At 39.2% G+C, this 14,734-nt stretch carries 19 protein-coding genes; 8 read left to right on the forward strand and 11 right to left on the reverse strand.

Annotated features, from left to right (window positions below; translation table 11 throughout):
- The 6 genes from EAE93_RS01935 to EAE93_RS01955 form a co-directional block, all read left to right on the forward strand.
- Positions 1-918, forward strand: a 918-nt coding sequence (locus tag EAE93_RS01935; RefSeq protein ID WP_214038962.1) for a hypothetical protein, incomplete at its 5' end; no start/stop codon positions are given.
- 181 nt (positions 919-1,099) lie between these two features.
- Positions 1,100-2,140 (forward strand): hypothetical protein, encoded by a 1,041-nt coding sequence (locus EAE93_RS01940; protein ID WP_214038963.1) that lies wholly within the window; start codon positions 1,100-1,102, stop codon positions 2,138-2,140.
- Between the two features lie 181 nt (positions 2,141-2,321).
- Positions 2,322-3,362, forward strand: a complete 1,041-nt coding sequence (locus EAE93_RS01945) for a hypothetical protein (protein WP_214038964.1) — start codon at positions 2,322-2,324, stop codon at positions 3,360-3,362.
- On the forward strand, positions 3,362-3,484 hold the full coding sequence (locus EAE93_RS24995; RefSeq protein ID WP_265340068.1) for a hypothetical protein: 123 nt from the start codon (positions 3,362-3,364) through the stop codon (positions 3,482-3,484). The genes EAE93_RS01945 and EAE93_RS24995 overlap by 1 nt, the downstream gene beginning before the upstream one ends.
- Before the next feature lie 61 nt (positions 3,485-3,545).
- Positions 3,546-4,589 carry a hypothetical protein gene (locus EAE93_RS01950; protein WP_214038965.1) on the forward strand — a complete coding sequence of 348 codons (1,044 nt, stop codon included), beginning with the start codon at positions 3,546-3,548 and terminating at the stop codon, positions 4,587-4,589.
- Between the two features lie 125 nt (positions 4,590-4,714).
- Positions 4,715-4,984 (forward strand): type VI secretion system PAAR protein, encoded by a 270-nt coding sequence (locus tag EAE93_RS01955; RefSeq protein WP_036783358.1) that lies wholly within the window; start codon positions 4,715-4,717, stop codon positions 4,982-4,984.
- Positions 4,985-5,230: 246 nt separating this feature from the next.
- On the opposite strand, the gene EAE93_RS01960 is transcribed toward EAE93_RS01955, so the two are convergent.
- The 6 genes from EAE93_RS01960 to EAE93_RS01985 form a co-directional block, all read right to left on the reverse strand.
- Positions 5,231-5,605 carry a helix-turn-helix domain-containing protein gene (locus EAE93_RS01960; protein ID WP_011146193.1) on the reverse strand — a complete coding sequence of 125 codons (375 nt, stop codon included), beginning with the start codon at positions 5,603-5,605 and terminating at the stop codon, positions 5,231-5,233.
- 77 nt (positions 5,606-5,682) lie between these two features.
- Entirely contained in the window at positions 5,683-5,943 is a 261-nt protein-coding gene (locus EAE93_RS01965) for a type II toxin-antitoxin system RelE family toxin (protein ID WP_036807473.1), read from the reverse strand.
- Between the two features lie 439 nt (positions 5,944-6,382).
- Positions 6,383-6,793, reverse strand: a complete 411-nt coding sequence (locus tag EAE93_RS01970; protein ID WP_036807474.1) for a hypothetical protein — start codon at positions 6,791-6,793, stop codon at positions 6,383-6,385.
- A 5-nt stretch (positions 6,794-6,798) separates the two neighbouring features.
- On the reverse strand, positions 6,799-7,335 hold the full coding sequence (locus tag EAE93_RS01975; protein WP_214038966.1) for a LemA family protein: 537 nt from the start codon (positions 7,333-7,335) through the stop codon (positions 6,799-6,801).
- Between the two features lie 11 nt (positions 7,336-7,346).
- A complete protein-coding gene (locus tag EAE93_RS01980; protein ID WP_214038967.1) occupies positions 7,347-8,228 on the reverse strand; it encodes a hypothetical protein in 882 nt (293 codons plus the stop codon).
- A gap of 17 nt (positions 8,229-8,245) precedes the next feature.
- The gene (locus EAE93_RS01985) at positions 8,246-8,803 is read right to left on the reverse strand and encodes a LemA family protein (RefSeq protein WP_110087125.1); all 558 of its coding nucleotides are present in this window, start codon (positions 8,801-8,803) and stop codon (positions 8,246-8,248) included.
- A gap of 355 nt (positions 8,804-9,158) precedes the next feature.
- Between EAE93_RS01985 and EAE93_RS01990 the strand changes: the two genes are divergently transcribed.
- On the forward strand, positions 9,159-9,356 hold the full coding sequence (locus EAE93_RS01990; protein WP_157297619.1) for a zinc ribbon domain-containing protein: 198 nt from the start codon (positions 9,159-9,161) through the stop codon (positions 9,354-9,356).
- Positions 9,357-9,430: 74 nt separating this feature from the next.
- On the opposite strand, the gene EAE93_RS01995 is transcribed toward EAE93_RS01990, so the two are convergent.
- On the reverse strand, positions 9,431-9,715 hold the full coding sequence (locus EAE93_RS01995) for a CopG family ribbon-helix-helix protein (protein WP_110087124.1): 285 nt from the start codon (positions 9,713-9,715) through the stop codon (positions 9,431-9,433).
- A gap of 745 nt (positions 9,716-10,460) precedes the next feature.
- On the opposite strand from EAE93_RS01995, the gene EAE93_RS02000 reads away from it, so the two are divergent.
- The gene (locus EAE93_RS02000) at positions 10,461-11,192 is read left to right on the forward strand and encodes a phage tail fiber protein (protein WP_214038968.1); all 732 of its coding nucleotides are present in this window, start codon (positions 10,461-10,463) and stop codon (positions 11,190-11,192) included.
- 27 nt (positions 11,193-11,219) lie between these two features.
- Here the strand turns inward: EAE93_RS02000 and EAE93_RS24275 are convergent, their stop codons facing one another.
- The 4 genes from EAE93_RS24275 to fliQ form a co-directional block, all read right to left on the reverse strand.
- Positions 11,220-12,686 carry a phage tail protein gene (locus EAE93_RS24275; RefSeq protein WP_250150840.1) on the reverse strand — a complete coding sequence of 489 codons (1,467 nt, stop codon included), beginning with the start codon at positions 12,684-12,686 and terminating at the stop codon, positions 11,220-11,222.
- A 398-nt stretch (positions 12,687-13,084) separates the two neighbouring features.
- Complete coding sequence (locus EAE93_RS02015; RefSeq protein ID WP_040154662.1) at positions 13,085-13,492, reverse strand: cytidine deaminase; 408 nt, start codon at positions 13,490-13,492, stop codon at positions 13,085-13,087.
- Between the two features lie 182 nt (positions 13,493-13,674).
- Positions 13,675-14,457: a flagellar biosynthetic protein FliR gene (gene fliR / locus EAE93_RS02020; RefSeq protein WP_214038969.1), complete on the reverse strand. Its 783-nt coding sequence runs from the start codon at positions 14,455-14,457 to the stop codon at positions 13,675-13,677.
- Positions 14,458-14,459: 2 nt separating this feature from the next.
- A complete protein-coding gene (gene fliQ / locus EAE93_RS02025; RefSeq protein ID WP_011146199.1) occupies positions 14,460-14,729 on the reverse strand; it encodes a flagellar biosynthesis protein FliQ in 270 nt (89 codons plus the stop codon).
- Between the last annotated feature and the right edge of the window lie 5 nt (positions 14,730-14,734).

Below are 14,734 nucleotides of genomic sequence, written 5' to 3' on the forward strand. Positions count from 1 at the left end.
TATGCCTTTTGTGATATTAAAACCAATGGCGTAACGGGAATGGATAACCGAGATTCAGCCCGTGAAGGCCGGGGACTTGGTACCGCCAGTACAGCTTCCATGCTATTAATGGCAAATGGTGAAAATGAAGTCAGTCTGGAATTTGGCGCATTGGGTTGGTTTTCCTCAGATGCGTTATCAGATAAAGACCGCAATCACTTTAGCCCTGAGGCCAAATGCACTCTGGAACTGACGGCTATGCGTGGTAAAAAGAGTGAGGTGTTGACAGCGATAGAAGTGGCAATTGATAAAAATGGTCAGCCTGTGGCAATAACACCCGCGAATGAAGCTAAATATGCTGCAATTAGCACACCGGTGGTACGCCATGTGGTACAGGCTCAAAATGTAGAAGATGGGCATGTAGAGAAAAAGTATTTTAATCCGAAAGAATTTCCTCCTAATATGACTTTGTACCGATTTAGCCGTAGTGTAAAAATCAGTGGCTTACCTGATTGGGAATGGGTGAAAGCAACCCCTTACACGGATACACTTGAACAGCGTCAGCAATTGCAACAGGCTTATATGGCGGTCTGGCAGGCTTATAATGCTAAAGATATAAATACTCTTAGGAAACAACAAAAAATTGCGCTTAAAGCTTGGGCTTGGGCGACTGATGAAAGTGAAGAAAGTATTTTTGCTGATCAATCTGCTTACAGTGATATCAATGAAAAAGGTTTCAAGATGAAACCAATTAATTGGAATGACTACACTGTTAAAATAATGAACCAGGGAAGAATGGTCAGGTTGGTGAATAAATCAGACCCAGAAAGTTCCCCAATATCCTACTATTACGTTGATGAGGAAGATGGAGATACGATTTTGGCTACTGTTGCGCCGATTTTCTCATTAATTAATGGCCGTTTTGTTCAGGTAATTTAATGGGTAGCAATATCGGGTTATTTGACCCGATATTTTTACTTGATGGGAAATGCAATAAAAGTCGGTAATATCGATACGGCATTTTGTGATTGTAAAACGACACTGGGATTGTGGGTTTGGTTAATATTAAAGTTGAATAATATTCCACTTATCACCGGGTTACCCGGAATGTGAGGATAAAATGAAATTAAAATGGGTATTGCTATTATTAGGCGTAATTACTATATCAGGGTTAGGTGTGGTAGTAATGCAAGGTGCTAACGCAAATGAACCGAGGTTGTATATTCGTAGCTTATTCGATATTCAATATGCCTTTTGTGATATTAAAACCAATGGCGTAACGGGAATGGATAACCGTAATTCGGCTCGGGAAGGCCGGGGATTTGGTACCGGTAGTACAGCATCTATGTTATTAATGGCTAATGGTGAAAATGAAATCAGTCTGGAGTTCGGGGCACTAGGCTGGTTTTCTCGGGATACTTTGTCAGATAAAGTCCGCAGCCATTTCAATCCTGAAGCGAAGTGCAAGTTAGAACTGACAGCCATGCTCGGTAAAAAGAGTGAGGTACTGACGGCTATTGAAGTAGAGGTGGATAAAAATGGTCAACCCGTAGCAACGGTATCTGCGGATGAACCTAAATATGCCGCTATTAGTACACTAGTTGTACTTCGTGTGGTACAAGCAGACAGTATAGAGGCTGGACATAAAGACGAAAACTATTTTGATATTCGAACATTTCCACCCAATATGATCTTATACCGGTTTAGTCGTAATGTGAAAATCAGTGGCTTACCTGAATGGGAATGGACGAAGGCAACACCTTATACGGATACACCTGAACAGCGCCAGCAATTGCAACAGGCTTATATGGCTGTTTGGCAGGCTTATAATGCAAAAGATGTGAATACTATCCGTAATCAACAAAAAATCGCCCTCAAAGCCTGGGCTAGGGCTACTAATGAAAGTGAAGGGAATATCTTTGCTGACAAAGATTTTCATAATGATTTCAAAGAAAAAAGTTTCAAAATGAAACCGATTAATTGGAATGACTACCGGGTTAAAATAATGAATCAGGGTAGAATGGTCAGACTGGTGAATAAATCAGACCCGGGGAGTTCCCCAATATCTTATTACGTTAATGATGAAGATGGTGATACGGTTCTAGTTACCACTGCACCAATCTTTTCATTGATTAATGGCCGTTTTGTTCAGGTAATTTAATGGGTAGCAATATCGGGTTATTTGACCCGATATTTTTTCTGGATGGGAAATGCAATAAAAGTCGGTAATATCGATACAGCATTTGGTGATTGTAAAACAACACTGGGATTGTGGATTTGATTAATATTAAAGTTGAATAATACTCCACTTATCACCGGGTTACCCGGAATGTGAGGATAAAATGAGATTAAAATGGTTATTGCTATTATTAGGCGTGATTACTATGTCAGGTTTAGGTGTGGTGGTAATGCAAGGTGCTAACGCAAATGAACCGAGGTTGTATATTCGTAGCTTATTCGATATTCAATATGCCTTTTGTGACATCAAAACCAATGGCGTAACGGGCATGGATAACCGTAATTCGGCTCGGGAAGGCCGGGGATTTGGTACCGGCAGTACAGCATCTATGTTATTAATGGCTAATGGTGAAAATGAAATCAGTCTGGAGTTTGGTGCGCTGGGTTGGTTTTCTCCAAGTGAAATGCCAGATAAAACTCGCAATCACTTTAATCCTGAAGCTAAATGCACGCTGGAACTAACTGCTATGCGTGGTAAAAAGAGTGAGGTGTTGACAGCGATGGAAGTGGCAATTGATAAAAATGGTCAACCTGTGGCAATGACACCCGCAAATGAAGTGAAATATGCTGCTATTAGTACACCAGTGGTGCGTCATGTGATACAGGCAGAAAATGTGGAAGCTGGGCATAAAGATAAAAAATTCTTTAAGAGCCGGAAATTTCCACCCAATATGACCTTATATCGATTTAGCAGGAATGTAAAAATTAGTGGCTTACCTGAATGGGAATGGGAGAAAGCAACCCCTTACACGGATACACTTGAACAGCGTCAGCAATTGCAACAGGCTTATATGGCGGTCTGGCAGGCTTATAATGCCAAAGATATAAATACTCTTATGGAACAACAAAAAGTTGCGCTCAAAGCTTGGGCTTGGGCTACTAATGAAAGTGAAGAGAGTATTTTTGCTGATCAATCTGCTTACAGTGATATCAACGAAAAAGGTTTCAAAATGAAGCCAATTAATTGGGATGACTATACCGTTAAAATAATGAATCAGGGCAGAATGGTCAGATTGGTGAATAAATCAGATCCAGAAAATTCCCCAATATCCTACTATTATGTTGATGAAGATGGCGATACTATTCTGGCTACCGTCGCACCAATCTTTTCATTAATTAATGGTCGTTTTGTTCAGGTAATTTAATGGGTAGCAATATCGGGTTATTTGACCCGATATTTTTCCTAAGGATGGGAAATGCAATAAAAGTCGGTAATATCGATACAGCATTTGGTGATTGTAAAACGACACTGGGATTGTGGATTTGATTAATATTAAAGTTGAGTAATATTCCACTTATCACCGGGTTACCCGGAATGTGAGGATAAAATGAAATTAAAATGGGTATTGCTATTATTAGGCGTGATTACTATGTCAGGTTTAGGTGTGATGGTAATGCAAGGTGCTAATGCAAATGAACCGCAGTTGTATATTCGCAGTTTATTCGATATTCAGTATGCCTTTTGTGATATTAAAACCAATGGCGTAACGGGAATGGATAACCGTAATTCGGCTCGGGAAGGCCGGGGATTTGGTACCGGTAGTACAGCATCTATGTTATTAATGGCTAATGGTGAAAATGAAATCAGTCTGGAGTTTGGTGCGCTGGATTGGTTTTCTCCAAGTGAAATGCCAGATAAAACTCGCAATCACTTTAATCCTGAAGCTAAATGCACGCTGGAACTAACTGCTATGCGTGGTAAAAAGAGTGAGGTGTTGACAGCGATGGAAGTGGCAATTGATAAAAATGGTCAACCTGTGGCAATGACACCCGCAAATGAAGCGAAATATGCTGCTATTAGTACACCAGTGGTGCGTCATGTGATACAGGCAGAAAATGTGGAAGCTGGGCATAAAGATAAAAAATTCTTTAAGAGCCGGAAATTTCCACCCAATATGACCTTATATCGATTTAGCAGGAATGTAAAAATTAGTGACTTACCTGAATGGGAATGGGAGAAAGCAACCCCTTATACCGATACTCCAGAGCAACGTCAGCAATTGCAACAGGCTTATATGGCTGCCTGGAGGGCCTATAATGCTAAGGACTTGAATACACTCCGTGATCAACAAAAAGTTGCGCTCAAAGCCTGGGCTTGGGCTACTAATGAAAGTGAAGAGAGTGTTTTTGCTGATCAATCTGTTTATAGTAGGATCAAAATAAAAAGTTTCAAAATGATACCAATTAACTGGGATGACTACCGGGTTAAGATAATGAACCAAGGTAGAATGGTTAGGTTAGTGAATAAGTCAGACTTAAAGAATTCTCCAATATCCTACTATTACGTTGATGAGGAAGATGGAGAGACGGTTTTGGCTACTGTCGCACCAATCTTTTCATTAATTAATGGCCGTTTTGTTCAGGTGATTTAATGGTGGCAATATCGGGTTATTTGACCCGATATTTTTTCTTGATGGGAACAGCAAAAGAAAGCTATTATCGGTTACGCAAGATAAAGACTAATTATGTTAATTCTGCCAGATATGGGGGAAGAAATATGGGTAATGCGGTAAAGATTGGTGATATTGGCACAGCGCATGATGATTGTGGAGCGACATCGGTTATTTCGGGATCGACCAGCGTGAAAGTTGATGGTATTCCTTTAGCTCGTCAGGGCGATAGTTTAGCGCCACATTCATCTCATTCACGCATAATTGCCGGTGGTTCCAGTACCGTTTTTGTTGATGGTAAACCTGCGGCGAGAACCGGTGATGCAGTGAGTTGTGGTGGAGTTGTGATTGGTGGTGGTAGCGTTAATATTGGTTAAGGAAAAAATATATTCTCAGTTAATATGCGCAGCGCTGTTTGTGATTGTAAAACCCCGGACCCTTATATTCACAAAATTAGTGTTAAAAGTCGGGAAATGGGTTTTTCATTATAACCAGATTGAACCGATAGGGGATATTTGAGTGGTTGATGAAGCGGGGGGTATACCGGAAGCAATTTCATTGGTGGGAAAACAGCAGGGTGAGATCTCACCCTGGTCGTATTGGTAAATTTTTACTAACTTTAATCAATCGAGCACTAGTTGACTTATTCGGCAATCATATAAATCCGCTAATTTTTCAATCGTTGCTTTGCGTGGGCGATCTGATTTCTCAAACTGAGAAACGGCAGCTTGTTTTATACCCAGTTTTTCCGCTACCTCAGCTTGTGATAGTCCACGATAAATGCGCCAAGCGGCTTGTAGTGAAACTTCATCGTCTACCATGATAGAAACGACTTCATGAGGAATAGTTTCATCGTCATTTGGTCCCGTTGTATAGGGAATAATTTGATAATTTTCATCATGATCCGCAGCTGCCAACAGTCTTTCGTACTCGTCCATTGGCAAAATAACGGCTTGTTTTTTGCCATGCTCGTCTGTAATAAATTGAATACTAGCCATATTCTTTTGCTCCGTATATTTACGTAGTTACGTAGCCCTTAGAGGTAAATGGTTAAATGGGAAAATTCACCTATTTGTTAATAGGTTTTTATCTGGCGTCGCCTAATTTCCTGAATTTCTAGGATATTAGGTTCTCCATCCAGTAATTCAAACAAAACCCGATAATCGCCAACTCTGAGCCTATGTCTGTTATCGAATCCTGATAATTTTCTGATATCCAGGCCAACAAGAGGAAAATCTGTTAGCGAACTCACCTTTTGTTTTATCGTCTTCTGATATCGAGTATCGATCCTCGTTAGCTGTTTGATTGCAGCCTTAGACCAAATGACTTTAACCATTTCTTTCCCTATTTTAAAAGAGCATATCCGCTTTGGATACTCAAAATATAAGTATTTATTCTTATGTCATCAAGGGAAAGTCTTATATTTTAAGAAGAAAAATAAGGTTTCGCCCAGTAGAGTTCAATTTTTTATGATGAAATCAGATATAAATTTTATGATGATTGGAATTTATTTTTTAATAAAATTCTTTCTCTGTTTTAAATGTGATTATAGAAATGAATATTAGTTTCTATTTGTTTTTTTATATTGATTTTATTCCTAATTAAATTAAAGGGGTTTACCCCTTAAATAAAAGATTGTTGTTTATACCCATTATCTTTCAAGCTGCCTCTTTGTTGTTTGCACTTGCTCACCCCAGTCACATAGTTCGCTATGCTCCCGGGGATTCGCTCCCTTGCCGTCTCGATGCATCTTGAAATCCATAGAGTATATATGTTTATTTCCTCTGCTTTCTTTTCTTTTTCTTGGTATTATTTTTTCTTTCTATTTTCGAATGTCTTTGGCGCATGGCGTCATCCTCTTCAGCCAGTTCAAACACGGCTTCTTTATTAATAAACCAAAAAGACAAACAGGCTGTTTGGACAATAATCAAGCTCCAGAACAAGCGGATAATATCGTTTTTAAAGATTAAATAAATGACCGCGACACAGAGTAAATTAATAAAAGCAGAGGTTAATAGACTGATAGCCAGTGTCTGAATAACCTGGCTAATTACCGATATTCGAGCAAAGGGAATTAGGCATAACATTGCACCCACAGGGCCGAAAATCGCCGTGACGATTAAAATACCCGGATTACCACGGATGGCATCAACAAATCCGAATAAATCAAATGGAATGGTAAACATGGGTTTTATCCTTGCATGGGGTTCAGCATTGGGCTAGGTTTATATCTTAATATCCGGGCGAAAATGATATTGGGAAACTGCCGGATTCCGGTATTGTAAAGAGTAACACTTTCATTAAAGAATTCACGTCTGTCTGCAATCTGATTTTCCAGCAGAGTGATCTGCGCTTGCAAATGTTGAAAAGATGGCTGACTGATTAGGGCCGGATAGTTTTTTGCAATTATCAGAAATGACAGCAACTGGTGTGCTAATGTATTACCTATTTTCACTTTTTCATCAGTTATTTTTGCACTGGGGTAGTTTTTCCTGACTTCTGATAGTTGCAGAAAGAGCGATTTTTCATGGGCCATTGCTTGTTCTGTTATCGTGATAAGCTGAGGAATTAAATCAACCTGTTTTTTCAGTAAAATATCAATATTGGCAAACGCTTTATCCCGGTATCTTTTTAACATAACGATTTTATTAAAAACGCCTACGAGATAACGAACCGCGATCATCAGAATGACGGCCAGAATAAGAAAAGCGAGAATATATCCACCCATTGCTGTTATCTCTAAAATAACCATTTCAATAATGGAGATTCACGATAAAAAACCGTTAAATGATGAGACTGATACTCATAAGGAACGGTCAGAATAAAAGCAATCAGGATTGCCGCGCTAATGACAGTAATTGCAAGATTACGGCGCATTGGCGCAACTTCATTCCAGGCACCTAAATATCCTTTAGAGGCAATCCCCAGTAATCTGTGAGGAGCCGCCTGAGTAATAACAACTTGATCGTCTTTTTCAATAGCTGTACCAATAATTGAATACTCTTCATTTGGAAATAACAAGTACTCTTGGTAAGAAACGGAATCGGTTTCATAGTTCTGATAAGAAGAAAAATTCACAAGTGTCAACGTTTCTGGAGTTGCATCAATACGGACTGATCCTGAATCATCGGTTAAAGTAAACCGACGGATTTTTTCTTCCGAATGACGCAAAGAATAACGTTTATCGCCTTCTGAATCTTCTGTGATATCATATTCATAATAGCGATAGCCATAACATAGCTTTCTACTCAGAGGGCTTTTAAAGTGAGTTCCCGCTGTTATTCTTCCTTCTACTTTTACCAAGCCCATAGCGATTGAACGGATTTTTGATGTGGGCAAAATTTTCTGAAATTTAAGGAATTTTTTTTCCGGTGTTGTTTTCAGACCGTTATAGATAAATAGTAATAAAATTAAGCCAAATAAGGCGCCGGGTGAAACAAAAAAGGCAATCAGAAAAATGGCAATAGCCGCCGAGCCTAAAATCACTTTCCAAATTTCCTTGCTGGCAAATTTACCGGACTGCCGTGCTTGTCTATAATACTCTGCCGCGTTTTTCCCAAACGAAAAGATTAATACACAGGAGAAAACAAAAATAAAAGTAAAAAATATCATGGTCATCATAAGGTTTACCATCTGATTTATTTAAACTTGATACCGTCATAGGCTTTTTCTGCCTGACAGATTTCTAATAAAGGCAGCCTCTGATAATGAAACATGCGGGCAAAAATCAGATCAGGGAATAGATAAATCGCCGTATTATACTCCGTTACTGCATCATTAAACATTTCGCGGCGATGAGCAATTTTATTTTCTAGATCCGTCACCGATGTCTGCAATTGTGAAAATTGGGAACCTGAAATCAGTGTCGGATAGTTTTCAGCTACCGCCAGTACAGATCGGAATGCATTGTTCATTTCATTGGAAGCTTTGATTTTATCCGTGAGGGTATTGGCATTAAGATATCCCTGCCGTGCATCACTTAACCGAGTAAAAATATCACGTTCATGTTCCATAGACTTTTCCAGCACGGTCACAAGCTGCGGGATCTGTTCTGCACGCTGTTTTAAAATAACATCGATATTGGCAAATGTATTGCTTGTCTGCTCTTTCAGAGCAACCAGCCGGTTATAAATTGTGATCCCCCAGCCGATAAGTCCTACAGCAATGAGAGAGATAATAATAGTGGTTACTGTCATCTTTTTCTCCACGAAAATCCGGTTATATTTACTATATAAGTCATGCTCTCCCTGCTGACTGGGGTAGCCCCCCACTTGGTTTAACCTGCCATAATCATTTAGAAATGAGAATACAAGAGTATTAAGCATACTATATCGAGGACAGATTTAATTCAATAAATGCAATTTTTTAAAAGAAGATTTAATTGCATTTACTATGTGAATCTAAGGCAAGAAAAAAATTAAATCCCACCCTGGGCTTTATGACAGGCAGGTTTTAAACTGTTATTAAAAGTTATTGTTTTAATTATGGTTTTAATCGGTATAACGTTTTACCGTTGTTTTTATCGTTTTTAACACTTTGAAAAATGAATTAATGGATATGCAGAAAGGCGTGTATATCGTCAGGTTTGAACAATGGTACGCCAGTTTGAAAACGTGTCGTTGCTGTGGTGACAAAATACCGGAAATACCCTTAAAAGTGCGTTTCTGGCACTGCCCTGAATACGGTCTTGAACATGATAAGAGACATCAATGCCACATTAAATATCAAACAGCAGGGCATAGCTACTAAAGGGTTACTTGCCTCAATGTAGTTATATATTTCTTCACGGTCTTGAATGGCTTCTGGCGTCCAGAATAATTACATTACTTGGCCTCAAAACGGCGGAGTGTGGTTTTGCGGCGGGCTAAAAATTTAGCCTCAACTTGGTCGGCTGGCGCTAGATTGCCGGCATTGGCAGAAGCTTGGCCTATTTCTATTTGTCTGCGGAGCCAAGCATCATGAACGCTCGCTTCTTGTTGCTGACGCACGAAATCGCGCATGAAGTCACGTAGTAGCTGTGCACCTTTGCGATCGAGTGATTTCGCTGCCGTGGTAAAGTCATTTTTCAGGGTATCATCAACCCTAAAGGTAAAAGTAGTTTCGCTCATAGCTAATGATTCCATCGTAATGTGTTACAAAGTAAGTACAGTGTAGTGCTTAAATGGGTAGAATACTACCAGAGGGACGGTAAAATATAATATTTAGATAAAATTAAATCCGAATAGTGTCACCTATTGTAAAAAATTTATTATTGTCTCTTATTTATTCTCATAAATAATATTGTGAATTATTTATTTAAAGTATCTTTAATAAGTTAAATAATATATTGAAAATCCTTAGTTAAATTAATAAATGAAGATGATAATTATTGTTTTAATTCTAGTTTATTAAAGTTTTAAATTAACATATCTTGATGATTAATTTATTGGTTTAGTATCTTGGTGATAATATTTGTTAAAATATAAAGATGATTGCATTTAATATAACCAAGTATTAACCATTGGAAATAGTTAATACTTGGCGATAAAGTAAGTCACGGCAGAGACATAAAGAGTGTGTTACCGCTTCATTCAGTTTATGGGCTTCTAAATAGGCGCCTATTTCCATACAAAAGTAGAATCCCACCTTCGGGGTAGGGTTGAAGGTGAAGCCAGAACTAGTCGGCTTTATTTTTTCGCTTACAATTTGCTCTTATCACTACTTTTCACAGTAAATCGTCATTTTGGTCATTAATTGGCATACAGATGAATATGATTTTGACATTATTCCATACCGTTTAAATGTTGCTTAACTAATGATTGATGTCAGTTGATGGTTATATAAAACCTCGGTTTAGTGGAAATCGTGAAAAACATGGAAAAAGCTATTGATGGGAAAATGGATATTGGGGCTTTTGGGTTGGGAGGAGCACCGATTGAGTTAGAGCCAGCCCAAGCATTAGCAAGTTTGGCGGGAACAAATGGGTTTTATTCAAGAGGTTCAGTTCCGTTACCGCCCGACAACCCAGAGAGCAAGGCAATGAAATATATGAATATAGGAAGCAAAGCTTGGTCTACACAGCTAGCTTTTAGTGCATATAAAAATATCATCTATATACGATCAGCAAAAACTGATGGCGTCTCGTGGAATAACTGGGAACATGTTTGGACAGGATCTACTGCAACACCCGACGCTAATGGATTCCTTAAGAAATCCTCCCCGATAGTAGAAATCTACTCAGACGGTTCATTCACAACGAACGACGAGTCAAAAGGTGCAACAGTCGAGCATCTTTCAGAGGGCCTTTACATTATCAAGGGAGTTCTTGGATTTAATGCTGATGCGATGTGGGGTGGTGTTGATGGTGGAATTGAAATACCGTTATGCAAAAATAAATTGCCGCTGATTTGGGTGGATTACGAAGTACTGCCCGATGGTACAATCAAATTGATGACTTACCACCGAGAGCACCCAGACGCGCCAGTATTCGCCATAAATGCGAGAGAGGGCTATACTAATGGTGATTTGATTGATATTCCTCCCGGAAGATTTGTATCAGTCCGTGTTCAAATGCCTGGCGCTGATGATGAGAAGTTATCGATTTAACTTTTCTGCTACCCGTTGCCGCTGATTTCAAATTGAGTCAGTTGGCATCTGGACACGAACATCTAAGCGACAATTCTTTGGAATATCACAAGGTTCTCCGTCTTCGTAAAATACTCTGTCTCCATTGTCATCAATAGATTTGAGGCGCCAGTTCTGGAATCTTTCAGGTAAATGTGAGTGTTGACGGTGGAAGGTTTCAATGATGATAGAGCCGTCACATTGAACTCTATCATCGACAAAAATCAGCTCTAACCCATTATTATCCTTCGGTGCTGAGATACCACCGTGTACACCCCATCCTTTATCTACGTTGTAACCGGAAATATTTGATATGCGGTAGGTGCCTGTTCCCTCTTTTGTGACTTTTGTACCTTTTGATTCATCGTTCGTTGTAAATGTGCCATCGGGGTAAATTTCTACTATCGGGGAGGCTCTCTTGAGGAATCCATTAGAGTCAGGTTTAGCGTTGAGTGTTGACCAGATCATGTACCACGGATTCCATTTGCCAGCGCCATCGCCGTTTTTCGACCTGTAATATAAAGTACCGCTTCCATACGCTGAGTGGATCATTAAATCGTACAATTTAAATGGTCCAGTCGCTGAATGTGAAAATCTAATTCCTGCTCCGGTCTCAGCCGGAGCATTCATTGTTTCATTAGCATAGCCGAAGTATGTTGAGTTCGGGCGAACATTATCAAAGTTATCGATTGTAGAATATGAGTTTTTCCCAACAACTCCACCATCCGTGTTAATTACATCATTAAGTGTTGCTAACGTACCGGATTTCTTCTGTAAATTTGCGTAATAGATGGTATTACCTGCATTGTCACGATAATAGATGGTTAGCGGGTCCTGCCCATCGGGATTAGTTGCTATCTGTACATATTTTCCGTCCTTTTTTATCAATCTCAATCCTGCATATTCATGATCTGCGTCTACGTCTAGACTGCCACATGTAAACGCATCACGAGATTTTTTCGGAGCAGCGCTTTTAGCCAATTCCACGGTTTCCATTAAACCGAGGTTTTTCACAAACTCATTTTTATCAGGAATGTCTGCGCCGTTTTGGTCTTTTGCCAGTTTATTATTAGCATTATCATTTATATCGGAAGCCAGCTTCTGCGTTACCGCGAGTGTGTTACTATCGCCTGTCTTGTTAGTAAGTTGAACAATCCCTTTTTGTGTTAATGAGGTATTGGGAATTTCTGTTGTGATTTTTTTCTCTAACGCACTATTTAATTGGGCCGTGAGTTTAGCTATATCACCATCATCCAGAACATCATCTCCTCCGGAGTGTGTTGCGATAAAGTTAGCAACAACAGAGGATATCGTGGACGACTGACGTAACACCTTATTTAATTCATGAGTAGTCACATTATCTGGTGGAAACCCATTTTTTAAACTCCGGCTTTCTTCATATCTTTCTTGGCTTACTACATTTGCATTATTACTGATAGAAAAGGCTTTAAAATCATTCTGGGGCTTGAGACTCATGTTTTTTCCTTAAATTATATAATATTATTTCATAAGCAACATATTGAATTATGGTAGATGATTTATCATAATTCGCGTTAATTATAGTTTAATTCACAAAAGGAATAATTAAATGTTCTTATAACTCAGATGGTTAACTATTTTTGTACAGTTGGTAGTAATAAATAACCTAATATTTTACAATCAAAATATACCCGAAATATTTAATGCTATAGCCATAGAAATTAAAAATCTGCACTTCTTTTGATAATTGGAATGCTTAGAATCTGAACGAATTAAGCTTTCCGATGAGTGTCTATTTTGTTGAAAAAAGAAAATACAACTGTGGTACTGAGTATTAATTATTTGGAATACTTAAAAATAAAAGAAAATAATTAAGTTAAAATAAATCACATATATTAGAGCTTTTCTCCATTAACGGCTGACCAATGATAAGGTTGCAGTTCACGTATGGTTTTAAATAACAGCTCGTTTTTCTCATTAGTTACCGCCGCTTTTACGGAGCCTCCCCAATGAACCAGACGTTCTTGACATATTCCACAGGGTGTCAAAATGATATATTCACAACCGGCATCTTCGCGGCAGAGACATAAAGAGTGTGTTACCGCTTCATTCAGTTTATGCGCCTCTAAATAGGCGCCAACTTCCATACAAAGGGATAAGGCGTCATTTTTGGTATCAGGGGCAATGCTGGTTAAGATTTTGCCCGATTCTGTCCGTACCGCGGCAGCGCCACCCCATCCCTTTGGGTATCGTTTTTCAATTAAGTTAACTGCGGCATGATATAGCTCTTGTTCTATATTCATTAATTTACTGCTCCTATCTCGTTAACCTATTTTATTTTTCTGTGTTAATAAAATCTCTGAAAGTAATTAAAACACGCATTCTTTTACTTATCGATAAGATATTATAGCATAAAACAGTACGATTTATATCGTATAAAATACGGAAGGTTTTTTCTAGATAAACTTTGTTTTAAAAAATATCTTTAAATAACCATCCCACTTATAATGACTGCCAGCCGATTAAATAATTCACTAAACATACGCTCGGTAAATGGCGCTAACATCGGGATTAAAAGCGTGAGTACTAATATACCGGTAGTCAGTGTTAACGGAAAACCGACCACAAAGATGGAGAGTTGTGGTGTCATCCGGTTTAAAATCCCCAATGATAAATTCAGTGTTAATAACAGCGTAATTAATGGCAGAGCCAGCATCATGCCGTTGATAAATATCATACTGGCGCTTTGTGCTAGTAGTAAAAATCCTTGGGCGCTGAGTTGCAATGGTTGTACGGGAATAATGCGGAATGTATCTGCCAGAACCGATAATAGCCATAGATGACCGTCAAAGGCCAGAAATAACAGTAAGGTCAAGAGGTTAAAGATTCGTGCCAAAATAGGCATATTGGGGCCGCCGGAGGGATCAAAAAAGGTCGCGAATGAAAGCCCCATCTGTAAACCAATTATTTCACCGGCGTGACGCACGGCGGCAAAGGCAATTTGCATCGTCAGGCCAAGGGATGCCCCAATCAGGATTTGTTGGAGCATCACCCAGAATGCCGCAACAGAGAAAATAGGCACTTGCGCAGGTTGCAGGTTTGGCATCAAAAGCAGTGTTACCATCACTGCCAGCCCGATTTTGACTTTCTTAGGCGCCTGTTTTTCACTGAATAATGGCGCAGTGCTGAACAGCGCAAGCACCCGAACCAGCGGCCAGAAAAATTCACTGACGAACTGGATCAGCATCTCACTGTTAAAAGCGATCATAATTAGCCAATTATCACCGGTATGCTGCTGTAGAGTTCACGCATGTAGTCCAGAAATAGGTTTAGCATCCAAGGTCCGGCGATAACGGTAGTGACAAATACCGCCAGAATTTTGGGAATAAATGAGAGTGTCATTTCGTTAACCTGTGTTGCCGCTTGCAGCAAGCTCACGATTAAACCACATAATAAAGCCGCTAACAGCAACGGCGCAGCCAGCGCCAGCGCGACTTTCATGGCTTCTGTTCCCAATGCCATGACTGATTCAGGAGTCATAATGT

The sequence above is a fragment of the Photorhabdus akhurstii genome (genome assembly GCF_018448925.1).
Taxonomy (GTDB): Bacteria; Pseudomonadota; Gammaproteobacteria; order Enterobacterales; family Enterobacteriaceae; genus Photorhabdus; species Photorhabdus akhurstii.

Coding starts and splice junctions, on each gene's coding strand:
- EAE93_RS01940 (WP_214038963.1), top strand. CDS start 1,100: ATGAAATTAAAATGGGTATTGCTATTATTAGGCGTAATTACTATATCA.
- EAE93_RS01945 (WP_214038964.1), top strand. CDS start 2,322: ATGAGATTAAAATGGTTATTGCTATTATTAGGCGTGATTACTATGTCA.
- EAE93_RS24995 (WP_265340068.1), top strand. CDS start 3,362: ATGGGTAGCAATATCGGGTTATTTGACCCGATATTTTTCCTAAGGATG.
- EAE93_RS01950 (WP_214038965.1), top strand. CDS start 3,546: ATGAAATTAAAATGGGTATTGCTATTATTAGGCGTGATTACTATGTCA.
- EAE93_RS01955 (WP_036783358.1), top strand. CDS start 4,715: ATGGGTAATGCGGTAAAGATTGGTGATATTGGCACAGCGCATGATGAT.
- EAE93_RS01960 (WP_011146193.1), bottom strand. CDS start 5,605: ATGGCTAGTATTCAATTTATTACAGACGAGCATGGCAAAAAACAAGCC.
- EAE93_RS01965 (WP_036807473.1), bottom strand. CDS start 5,943: ATGGTTAAAGTCATTTGGTCTAAGGCTGCAATCAAACAGCTAACGAGG.
- EAE93_RS01970 (WP_036807474.1), bottom strand. CDS start 6,793: ATGTTTACCATTCCATTTGATTTATTCGGATTTGTTGATGCCATCCGT.
- EAE93_RS01975 (WP_214038966.1), bottom strand. CDS start 7,335: ATGGGTGGATATATTCTCGCTTTTCTTATTCTGGCCGTCATTCTGATG.
- EAE93_RS01980 (WP_214038967.1), bottom strand. CDS start 8,228: ATGATGACCATGATATTTTTTACTTTTATTTTTGTTTTCTCCTGTGTA.
- EAE93_RS01985 (WP_110087125.1), bottom strand. CDS start 8,803: ATGACAGTAACCACTATTATTATCTCTCTCATTGCTGTAGGACTTATC.
- EAE93_RS01990 (WP_157297619.1), top strand. CDS start 9,159: ATGGATATGCAGAAAGGCGTGTATATCGTCAGGTTTGAACAATGGTAC.
- EAE93_RS01995 (WP_110087124.1), bottom strand. CDS start 9,715: ATGAGCGAAACTACTTTTACCTTTAGGGTTGATGATACCCTGAAAAAT.
- EAE93_RS02000 (WP_214038968.1), top strand. CDS start 10,461: ATGGAAAAAGCTATTGATGGGAAAATGGATATTGGGGCTTTTGGGTTG.
- EAE93_RS24275 (WP_250150840.1), bottom strand. CDS start 12,686: ATGAGTCTCAAGCCCCAGAATGATTTTAAAGCCTTTTCTATCAGTAAT.
- EAE93_RS02015 (WP_040154662.1), bottom strand. CDS start 13,492: ATGAATATAGAACAAGAGCTATATCATGCCGCAGTTAACTTAATTGAA.
- fliR (WP_214038969.1), bottom strand. CDS start 14,457: ATGATCGCTTTTAACAGTGAGATGCTGATCCAGTTCGTCAGTGAATTT.
- fliQ (WP_011146199.1), bottom strand. CDS start 14,729: ATGACTCCTGAATCAGTCATGGCATTGGGAACAGAAGCCATGAAAGTC.